This is a genomic window from Thomasclavelia ramosa DSM 1402, from assembly GCF_014131695.1.
Classification (GTDB): domain Bacteria; phylum Bacillota_I; class Bacilli_A; order Erysipelotrichales; family Coprobacillaceae; genus Thomasclavelia; species Thomasclavelia ramosa.
The window spans coordinates 2,514,688-2,526,169 of the sequence record NZ_CP036346.1; the positions used below are offsets into that span (position 1 = coordinate 2,514,688).

Genomic DNA, 11,482 nt, shown 5'->3' on the forward strand with positions numbered 1-11,482 from the left:
ATAAGTGGTTAAGAACTACTTTCTCTATTTAACCCCATTTTTATTTTTCTAAACTCCTTCTTTTATTTAGGAATATAACTACCATTACGGCTGCTGACATTGTAATTAACCATGTTCCAATTATCATGTTATCACCAGTTTTAGCTGCCTGTTCATCTCCTTTTGGAGTTTCCAGTTGTTCTGGTTCTACCGGTTTTACTTCACTCTTCCTTTCTAATCCTTCGTATGCTGTCTGTAGTTTTTCTGCCAGTTTTGCATATCTTACTTGGTCTACCCCTTCTAACAGCTCTTCTTTGATCTCTTTTATTACTCTTTCTAATTCCTTTACACTTGCTTCACTGTATCCGCTCAGATCCATCTCTTCAATTCGTTTTATTAATTCTTCTACACTTCCCGGCTCATGATTCAGTTTTAAGCTGCTGTATTTTTCATTAAGTCCTGCCAGTTCTTCTTGCAACTCTTCATTCGTAATATTTTCATTCTTTAATGCTTCTTTTGCTCCTGCTATCTGTTCTTTTAAGCGAGCTGCGGTCGCTTCACTGTATATGCTCAGATCTTCTTTTTCTATTTCTTCAATCCGATCTTTTAGATTGTCATAATTGATCTGTTCCACTAATCCCAATTTTGCCTCATACAGTGCTTGAACTGCATCATTTACTTCTGCTTCACTGGCATCTTCGTTTTCACTGACTGTCTCTGCTTTTTCTAATGCTTTTTCCACTCTTGCCACTGATACTTCGGTATATACTTTGGTATCAAGTTCTTCTAGTTCTTTAATCAGCGCATCAAGTGTCTTTTTATCACTTTTGATCTCTAATCCCTTAAATGCTGCTTCAAGATTTTCTCCTGCTTTTTCAACTTCACTGACTAACAGTACTTCTGCATTTAGACTTTCCTTGACTGCCTGCAATTTCTCTTTAAATGTTTTAACTGTACCTGGTTTATATACTGTCCAGTCTGTTTCTTCGATTTCTTTGATTCGTTTTTCCAACAGCTCATATTTATCTCTGCTACCTTTAACCATCACTTTGATTTCATCAGTATTTGCACTGTCTTCACTGCCGTCTTTAGATACAGTTACAACAAGTGCCACTTCTTGATCTTCAATCGGTAAGTTAACACTTCCGTCTTTGGCAATAACTTTTTCCAGATCAGAACTGAATACACTGAAGCTGTAGCCGTCAACTGTCGGGAAGTCCACACGACCATTTTCAACAGTTAATGATGTCAGCTCCTGAGCAATCTTACGGGCATTATCTTTAACAACAGTAATTTCTTTAGTTATTTTTTGACCGTTGACATTGGCACTAATTGTTGCTGTTCCTTCACCAACAGCAATCATCTGATTGTTTTTACAAACAACAACGAACTCATTGCTTGAAGTATATGAAGCATCCTGATATGTTGCATCATCAGGAGTTACAACTACATCAAGTGCTGTATTTTCACCAAGATACAGTTCTGATGACATTTCTTTAAATTCAACACTGCTTGCTAATTTTAAATCTGAATTATTATAAATTTCAAATTCATAGATTGAATAACCATACTTAGTTGCTGGTGTTAATCCCTGCATTCTTACATATCTTGCTTCAACCGGATCAAATGAAATCTCATTAGTTAATTTATTTTTATCCTCATCACGTAATTTTTCAACTATATCATATTTTGAACCATCAGTAGACACTTCAATATTAAAATCTGTTGCTCTTGCTGATTCCCAATAAAGTTTAACATTATCAACAGTTGTCACTTCACCTAAATCAATTGTAATTTGTTCTTTAGTGATTGATGTCCCATCTTTAGAAACCCAGCGTGTATCATAATCACCATCATTAACCAGTTTACCTGTTGGATTTTTATTCCATTGATTTGTTTCTGTTGAAGCACTAACATCTTTATTTAATGCCATATTTTCACCAAGAACATTAATCACACTCGTAGCATAAATTTCATCATTATATTTTGCATAGATAATTGTACTCCCTACCTTTTTAGCAGTAACGATACCGTTTTGATCTACACTTGCAATATCTTCGTCACGGCTTGACCAAGTTAATTGCTCATCTGCATATAATGGTGCTAATTTTTTAACTAAAGTTTTGCTTTGTCCTACATTAATAGATAACTCTTTTTGATCTAAAGTAACATTTGTTACTTCAACATTTTCAATTGGATTATAAATAATCTTTGTTTTTCCTAACATTGGACAATAAATTATTTCATCATTTTTCAATTCTAACTTAATATAATTTACATTATCACCTAACTCTTTAGTCGATACTTCATATAAATAATATTCAGTTGAACTAGCTGCTTTACCTGCATTTACAACATTTTTCTCTACTTTATTATAAGTTAATCCGTCACTAGAAGCATAAATATCTACTGAATCATTTACAAATGAACCATTTTTATAGATTTCAAAAGTAGCTTTTTCAATATCACTTAAAGCATAAACAATACTTTGATTACTATCTGATAATCTTTTAATCCTTGTTTTATCAGTGAAATTTGATGATTTAGGATCATCAAAAGCAAATTCACCATATTGATACATTTTACTAAAATCTTCAATTTCATCTACAAAATAACCATTAATAATATTAATATGACTATAAGCACTAACATCAGTATCTTTAGCAGTTGCTACAACGACAACTTCTCCTTTAGCCTTAGCAGTCAATATCCCATCTGGACTTATTGTTGCAAGTTCAGTTGGTTTTCCCTCAAGAGATAATACTTTCCAGCTTACTTCTTGGCTGGCAATACTTGGAAGTACTTCTGCTTTAAACTGTAATTCTTGTCCTTTAACAATAAATTCATTATGACTTTGAATATCGATTTGTGATGCTCCCTGGTAATCATAATATATTGATCCACCAGCATATTGAGGATCATATGTTTTATAACCTGACTTACTTGTGATCGTTACCCGTAAATATTGATATCCATCATCTTTTATTACCGCTTTATTTTTAATTGTATATGGATACCAGCCAGAACTTAATTTACTTCCTTGAATAAACTCACATTCAACTGGTGACCAGCTATCACCATTTTGAGAAACTTCTACTACAAAATTTCCAGATTTATCAAGATTATTATTTAATGAATATGCACTAAATTCAAAATCATAAATGTTATTTGCTTGATATGTAATAATTCCTGGTTTACCATTTGCATTACTATCACTTCTTTTAACTGTTTTATCACCATTAAAATTAGCTGAATTATCATCTTTTATAATATCTTGATAAGATAAAGCAACTCCATTTTCAAGATCATTTAACTCATCAACTAAAATACTAGAACTTGTTGCCTTAAATACTAATGTATCCTGTATTTCTGGTTTTCCTTTTAAATTACCAATCACTTTAAATTGACCAGCTTTTTTTACTGTTAAAAGTCCATTTTCATCAATTAATGCTTTATCACTAGCATTACCAAAATAATCAACAACTGACCATTCCATTTCACCTTTTGAAATAGATGGAATATAATTAGCTGCTAATTGATAAGACTTACCAACTTCTAATTGGTTAGCATTAGTAGTTTCATAAATTTCAACCTTTTCAACATCAGTTGTTTGACCAGTTGTAAAACTCATTGGATGACTTTCACCCTCATATCCTAAAGAAGTTAAGATCATACATGATTTTGCTGGTAAAGTGACATTAACACCATCCTTAAGATTAGCATTTTCAATTGTGTCATATTGTAACAATTGACCCTTTTCATTGACCGGTCTAGTTTTCCCATCAATTTCACCATCATAATAGAAATATTGATTAAGATCAACTTTACTAGCTGCATTAGGCATATTTACTTCTAATGTTTTTTGAGATGATGAATTATTAACAACTGCAATACTAATATCACCTTTATCATCTGCAACTGGAATAATTCCTGATGTAACTCTTAACTGATCAACATAACTGTCTGTAGTTTCAAGAATCTTTGTTCCAGATGGAAAATAACGGCATAACATTGACCAAGTATAATACCATGGTTTTAGATTCTCATCACTTGCTTTTACTGTATTAGCTCTTCCCGTAACATTATGCTCAGCATTTTGGGCTGCCATTTCTTCACCAAGTTCATTCCAAAATCCCCATATCTTGATATCATTATCAATTGAAGGATCTCCTGTTGGCGTATGGACAACATAATCTCTACCTTCTTCTGTTGTTGCAGCAGGTCCATATTGATCTTTGAAATTATTAACAATATCATTATGCTGAACATGCATACTATCTTCAAAGCCCCATACGCTACCAAATTTTAATCCCGCACGAATAGCTTGGACACCATAATCAAAAATATCCACTCCATAATCGTATTTTCTCGCATTCAATTGCGAATCTCCAGGACCAGTTCCTGAAATTCCCATTTCACCCAAAGCAAATCCTTCCTCAGCAACTTCAGGATCAAGACTTTCAGCCTGTTCTTTCCAAGTCTTTAATTTCTTTTCAATAAGTCCACTTTCTACCTCACTTTGTGGGGCATATCTATGCACTTCTGTTAATTCTATTTTATCTTTCATCTCATCACTTGTTGCTTGATTTATCCAAGCTTCTTGTGAATCATAAACATCCGGCCCTACAATTTTGATATTTTCAATTTTTTCTATACCAGAACTGTCCATTTCATTTCTTAAATTAGTAATTGCCTGCTTCCATTGATCATATACATATTCATTTGTGACATCACCATGATCTCGTTTATAATAATTTGGTTCATTAATCATGTTATAGTATTTAATACAAGTATAACCTTTATCAACAATCAAATGCTCTAAACAATCACCAATCATCCTTGCCCATGTAGGACTACTCCAATTTACCGTTTTTCCATGATCATCGTAAGATAAATATCCTCTTTCACTAATACTTCTCCATTCACCTAACATGATTGGAATATCATTTTGTTGAGCAAAATCTAAAATTTTATAAACACGCTTCATCATAACAGACTCCCAATCATAAATCGGAGTTCCATCGTCTTCAAAGCCAATACAATAACTGTCCCCATCATGGAGCATGACCCGCATCACATTAGGGCTTAAAAAGCTAGCTTTTTCATAAAAAGATGACCATTGTTCATCAGTGTAATCAAATAAATCACTAGGATCCCATTGTACCCCAAATCCTTCAAAATCTTTAGTTAATACATTATCACTGTTAATATAAACTTTTGAATCCAGTTTAGGGGTATTATCAACGGCTTTTACTGGTCCAATTCCAGAACTAGCAACTACCGCTAATGATAATAATGAAGTCAAAAATCGCTTAAATTTCCTATTCATAATATTCCTTTCTCCTTTATATTTTTCCCTCATAAATTAATTAAATTTTTCTCCTCCTTACTAATCTCTATTTATACTTTTAGTTTAATTGTCTAAACAATGATTGTAAACACTTACACAAATAGTTGCAATCTCCTTTCAAACTTTTATTATTTTATTGGGCAATTTATGAAACGATATTTCATAAACACGAAACAAGAAGTTTTGCAATATATAATTCTTCGCTTATCCAAAAAATTAAATATTAAAAATTGTGATTATTAAATTCAATTTTGATTAAAAAAGCATTTCATATTTATGAAAAAAAAGCAATTTTTTGATTTATCTAACTAAATAATTAAACTTAATAATAAAAAAATGGTATACTAAAATTGGTGATAAAAATGAGTCTACTAAGAAAACTAGAAATGGCCGTTGACTTCTCAACTTCCGAAAAATTAATCGCAACATATATTTTAAAAAATGGACCCGATGTTTTAAATATGTCTACTTCTCAGTTAGCTAAAGCAACGTATACTTCGCCCGCTACAATAACTAGACTATGTCAAAAATTAGAGTATAAAGGATATAATGATTTTAAAATTGCATTATCAGCTCAGTTACAATATACGTTTGATAGAAATAGTGAAACAAATCCGAATTTTCCTTTTAAAAAAAGAGATACGATCCATACAATCAAACACAGCATTGCAACACTAGCTAAAGATTCAATCAACCTTACTGTAAATAATATTGACAATGATATCTTAGCAAAAATCATTATTATGCTCGATCAAACTAAAGTTATTGATATTTATGGTGTCTCAGGTCCACTTAGAATTGCCTCTGATTTTCAATATAAGATGTTTCGAATCGGAAAAAATGTTCAGATTGCACCAATGGTCAATGAACAACTATTTCAAGCTGCCCAATCAAATAAGGATCATTGTGCCATTTTAATTTCATATTCTGGTGAAACTAACGAAGTAATCGCTGCCGCAGAACTATTGAAACGCCGTAAGGTTCCGATGATTGCAATTACTTCATTTGGAGAAAGCCGCCTTTCAAAACTATGTGACTATGTTTTATTCTTAGATTCTCGAGAACGAATTTATTCAAAAGTTTCTACTTTTGGTTCAACGATTTCCATCCATATCATGCTTGATATTATCTATAGCTGCCTATTTGCTCGACACTATGATGAAAATCTAGAATTAAAACTTGAAACCGATCATATTATCGACCATCGACATATTAAACAAATAAAATAACCCAAGCTTACTTTTTTTCAATAAGCTTGGGTTTTGTTTTATCCTCTTTTTTTCATTCCATAAACTAATGATAGTGCCAATAATCCTAACACAGCATATTCCGCATAATAAACTTCATCACCAGTTTTAACTGCTGTTTCAACCTTATTTTCTGGCTTATTTTCATCAGGTTCTTTTGTTTCTACTTTTTGTTCACCAACTATTGCAAAAGTACCTAACTGTTCAACCATAAAAGTAATTTCCTTACCATTAACAGTCATTGGAACCTCAACTACATTTCCATCCTTATCTAGCATCAGAACTTTGAATCCCTGCATCTTTGATGTAACATTCCATACAATCGTTAATTGATTATCGGTCAGTACATATTCTTTGTTATTTAACATCATTGCCAAATCATAACAGCTAATAATTATTTGGTCATCAGTTAATTTGCTATTGAGCTTATCTAAAATAACTTGTTTATCTACTTTAACAATATTTAAAAATACATCTGGGTCCAGGTCCTTCAAACTAGTAAGATCAACTTGATACTCTGGACAGCTGATTGATTTAATTCCTCTAACCTCAACATTGCGAGTATGGCTATGCGTAATATTTTTACTATCAGTTACTTCATATGTAACAAAATATTTACCATGATGGTTTAAATCAACATTATTACTTATGATCCGTACATTCTTTGTAATATCTGTATCATTTTCAAATACTTTAATATCTGCTAGTGGATCAAATTCTTGATAAACTTTTAAAACAACATCAATAATATCAAATTCAATCATAACTGTTTCATCTTTTTTAGCAACAGTTACAATAATATTTGCGGTATCAGATACTACATTCGTAGCCTTATTCTTTACTGCTAAGACCAATGCTACTTGTTCATCCTGATTACTTGGTGTTACTTTACCATCTAAATCGATGATATTAGGGATACTTGAGCTTTTAATTGTAATTTCATAACCTTCAACAACCGGTAAAACGATTTGATTATTAATAATCGTTAACTCCTTAATACTATCTGCAATTTCCTTTGAACTGTCAATCACTTCTGTAACTTCAATCGTACAGTCTTGATAAATTTCTGGATTATCCTGAGAATAAACACGAACTGTTGTTTTACCAGCTTTAAGCCCAGTTACTAAACCATCTTTATCAACAGAAACAATTTCATTATCAGCAGCATCAAAAATAACTTTAAATGGGAATACTGCTTCTGGATAAACCTTAGCCCCAATTATTTGGCTATTTCCAACTGCTAATTTCAAATCTTGATTTGCTAATTCAATTTTATTAACAACAGAATTAAACGGTTTGTCTTGAATACGTACATCGCCAACTTGAATCTTCCAATGATCTGTTAATGTTCCTTCAATAGCAATCTTTAAATAATCATAATCCTTAGTAATTGCTTCTTGAGGAATAATATTTGCATAATGCCAATATGGATTGCTTAAAGCATTTATACCGTCTACTTTGATTTCTATACTTTCCCAAGTATTTCCATCTTTGGAAGCGTAAATTTTAATTTGTTCAAACAATTTATCATTACTATCTGCCACATATCCTCTAATTGAAAAATCCTTAATACCCGCTAACTTATAAATTACATTTCCTCCATCATTAGTTCGCGAAAATGTTGTATCATTAGCATCTGCCATTAAATCATACTTCATATTATTAAGCTGATATACTAATCCATTACCATCTTCAACAGAATCATGGAAAGCATATACATTGACAATGATACTTCCAATTATTTTTCCATCTCTATAAACATTAACTAAAGCACTACCTGAATTAACTGCCTTAAATGACATATCAGTAATTTTAACAATATTTTCATCACTGCTCTTTAACGTACAATTTTCAGGTAAATTTTCAAAGCCGCTTATTGAATAAATGCTCATTATATCATTTGTAGCAAGTTGAACATCTTTCATAATTTCTTTATATTCACTACTTTGAGCATCATCAGGTATTTCTAATTTGAGCGGTTCACTGAATTCACTTTGATTCGTTAACTCTACTTTTCCAACTTGAATATCTGTACTTGATACCTCGTTTCCTAACTCAATTTTTATATATTTATATTCGATTTCTGACTCTGGAGTTAATACTGCAAATTTCCATCCCTTAGTTAGTGAATACTTCTCTATTTCATTTATTTTTATTTCTGTCCATTCATTTTTATCATTCGAACCATAAACTTTAAAATTACTTCCAACTGCTCCTTTAACATAACTATGAATTCTAAAATTTTTAATTCCTTCAGCCCTTTGATATACCAAAGAAGCTTTATCTTTGCCGGCACGATTAATCCTTGTCACATCCCCAAAAATATCCTGATTCATATTAATTCGATTTTGAGCATTATTAGGATGTTTTTCATATGAGTTAAAGCCAATATTTTGATAATCAACCGTATTTTGTAATGACTGCATTGAGTCACTAAAATATCCGCTATCCTTACTATTGAACTTATTTTCACCCTCCATAGTAGTTAAAACCAGATTACCATCAGCTGGTAAAGTTAAAACAATTCCTTCCTGCAAATCAAGATTCTTTTTAAAATCAGAACGAACAGGATATCCGTTTTCATCTTGATTTAAATCATCTTTAAAATAAGCATAAACACTTAAATCCACTTTTTTAGTCGCCTCAGGAATTTTTACCAACACTTGCTGTTCTTTACCTGAATGATTTACTACGGATATTGTTAAATCATCTCCATTGATGGCAGCCGTTGAATACACTTGCTGTTCAGTTGGACTAGTGTAAATTATTTGTGACCCTTTAGGCATAAATTTACTTGCTAATGCCCAAGGTACATACCATGGTCGTATATCCTCCGATACTCCCTGATATTCACCTAGTGAATTCCATAGTCCCCAGACTTTCATCAATGATTTTTGATCTACTGAATAATCATAAGTCATTGGACCATTAATATGCACAGAATCATCTAGTGACCAGGCTGTTAATCCAGACATTCCCGCCCTTGTTCCTTGTACAAGAATATTAGCCATCCATAATCCATATTCAAAGCTGTCTATATTTGTTACTTGATCAACATTATTCAAATAATCGCGCATTCCGACTTCACCCATATAGACCTTTTTATCAGGATTATCCTGACCAGCGGCATTATTAACTAACATCCGCATTTCATTTTCAAAAACTCCATTTTTTAAATTAACTTCATTTACATACCAATGGAATTCATACTGTTCGAAAACATCATGAAGATCAGCAATACTTTGGTTATACCATAAATCTAACCAGTAACTTAGGTCCGGTGTCAACGAAATTGTCTTTTCTAAACCTCTTTGCTTTAACTGATCATAAAGATTTAAATTTGCTTGTTTCCATTTATCATACTGATATGATCCAGGATTTATATTTACCTCATTACCTAAATCATATTGTTCAATACAAGTATAATTTTTATCCTTTACCATATGTTCAATAAAATCCGCTGCAATTTGAGCATAACGGGGATCATCTAAAGTTAAATTATATTGTTTTAAATTTTCACCTGGCACATAATACCATTCTGCTGCTTCAGGATATTGCCATTCACCTGTCATTACAGTAATATTATTCTTTTTAAAGAAATCAAACAATTGATATAAACGTTTCATCCTTTTGATATTCGGTTCAATGTTATTTCCTAATGGGTCAATTGGATAACCATCACGAGAATAATATTTTGGACTACCATCTTCGTTCAAACAATCCCAAACATAAATAGGATTATTATGATCATCAAATCCTGTACAATACCAATAAGCTGCTAACATACATCTGACAAAGCCTAACTCCATATATTGAATTCTTTGAAAATAACGTTCCCAACGAGCATCATCCATATCAAACCATTCAATCATCTCAAGTTCCATGGCTCCACCCATATAATCTTTTACAATAATATTATCAGGATCAACAGTAATAAGATTATCTGTTTCTTCACCATTTCCTTGTTTAATATAACGGCTATCACCTGTATCATCAGCTGGTTTAGTATACTTAGGTGAAATATCCAAATTTTCACCAGTTCCAATCTTTATTTCATACCTAAATACTTCAAGCTCCCCGGGTACTATCCCTTTCAAATAAGCAGTTCCATTACTAACACCAATAATCTGATTATTTTCATATTTTACGACTTTAGGATTACTACTTTCAATCTTTACATCATAAATTGTTGGATTAATTAATTTTATTGTTTTATTTTCTGATATTTTTAATGTAGAAGTCTTGCTATCATCAAATCCTTCTAACTTAATTGTTTTTAAATCAGTATTTGTATTAGTAATTAATCCAGCTTTACTATCCGTCAACTCTACTTTACCAATTTGAACAGCTTTAAGAAAATTAACTTCATCACTGCCTTTTACTGTTTTTGTTTGATCAGCATTTTCATTATTCTTTATTTCTATTTTTAAATATTTGTTCTTCCCATCTAAAATATTCTTAGGCATAAGATCAAATGTACCCCAAAAAGCTGAATCACTAGTTTTAGCGCTGGTAATAGTATAGTCTACTGCTTCCCAGCTGCTTAAGTCATTAGACTGATAAATATTTACGAGATAACGCAGATTTCTTAAATAACTATGCATTCTAACTTTAAAATCTGTTAGATTATCTAATTGATAAACCAAATATTGCGCACTATCTTCTGTCCTAATCAAGCGACTTGAATCACCAAAAAAATTATTTGGCTCATCAATGACTGTTTGCCACCCGTCACTATGATTTAAGACTTTAGAAAAATCATCTAGTTCGTCTACTTGATTTGTTTCCCGAACTGACGGTGCAGTATTGGCCCATAGGGGCATTACGTTAGACTGCAGCAATGATGCACTCAACAATAAAGCTATCGCATGTTTATGCATTCCCTTCATATTACCTTTCCTCCATA

Annotated in this window: 3 protein-coding genes; 1 reads left to right on the forward strand and 2 read right to left on the reverse strand. The window is 31.8% G+C overall.

All coding sequences use genetic code 11. The features are described 5' to 3' along the window. Positions 1–40: 40 nt before the first annotated feature. The gene (locus EYR00_RS12130; protein WP_040434166.1) at positions 41–5,308 is read right to left on the reverse strand and encodes an Ig-like domain-containing protein; all 5,268 of its coding nucleotides are present in this window, start codon (positions 5,306–5,308) and stop codon (positions 41–43) included. Between the two features lie 383 nt (positions 5,309–5,691). Here EYR00_RS12130 and EYR00_RS12135 point away from each other — a divergent pair, with 383 nt between their 5' ends. Continuing rightward, positions 5,692–6,558: a MurR/RpiR family transcriptional regulator gene (locus EYR00_RS12135; protein WP_003535792.1), complete on the forward strand. Its 867-nt coding sequence runs from the start codon at positions 5,692–5,694 to the stop codon at positions 6,556–6,558. 38 nt (positions 6,559–6,596) lie between these two features. Here the strand turns inward: EYR00_RS12135 and EYR00_RS12140 are convergent, their stop codons facing one another. Continuing rightward, positions 6,597–11,465, reverse strand: a complete 4,869-nt coding sequence (locus EYR00_RS12140) for an immunoglobulin-like domain-containing protein (RefSeq protein ID WP_003535791.1) — start codon at positions 11,463–11,465, stop codon at positions 6,597–6,599. Positions 11,466–11,482: the final 17 nt, after the last annotated feature.

What these genes read in the sequence shown, in the direction of transcription:
- EYR00_RS12135 (WP_003535792.1), top strand. Translation starts at nt 5,692, where the DNA reads ATGAGTCTACTAAGAAAACTAGAAATGGCCGTTGACTTCTCAACTTCC.
- EYR00_RS12140 (WP_003535791.1), bottom strand. Translation starts at nt 11,465, where the DNA reads ATGAAGGGAATGCATAAACATGCGATAGCTTTATTGTTGAGTGCATCA.
- EYR00_RS12130 (WP_040434166.1), bottom strand. Translation starts at nt 5,308, where the DNA reads ATGAATAGGAAATTTAAGCGATTTTTGACTTCATTATTATCATTAGCG.